Below are 390 nucleotides of genomic sequence, written 5' to 3'. Positions count from 1 at the left end.
GCACCGCTTTTACATCGCGCAGCTTTTTATCCACAATCATGGTGTGGAGCAGCGGTTCATCAAAACCGGTCTGGAATTTTTCGGCCACCACCAGGATGTTGCCCTCATCGTGGAAGACGTTCTGCGTCTGCGTGACGGCCACATGGTTGCCGTTGCTGTCGACGTTCATGCCGCTTTCGGTGTATTCGATGCCCTGCGGGTCGTCCGGGTCAACTACCGAAGCGGTAAAGGCGACCATCACTTCCAGGTCGTCATAATGGTTGGCGGCAATATAGCGCCGAATCTCCTGTACATAGCGCACCGCCGCCAGGCGGGACGCCGTGACCACCATCATTTTGCCGCGCCCGCCGATTTTGTGGCGGGTGATGTCGCGGTAAGTCTCCACGATGA

General features: G+C 57.4%; 1 pseudogene. It reads right to left on the bottom strand.

From position 1 onward, the window contains the following. Nucleotides 1–390, bottom strand: a pseudogene (locus H6B10_RS15600) (type I restriction endonuclease subunit R); the annotation flags it as partial.

The organism is Gemmiger formicilis, from assembly GCF_016901605.1.
GTDB classification, from domain to species: Bacteria; Bacillota; Clostridia; order Oscillospirales; family Ruminococcaceae; genus Gemmiger; species Gemmiger formicilis_B.
This window is presented reverse-complemented; position numbering and strand designations above follow the sequence as displayed.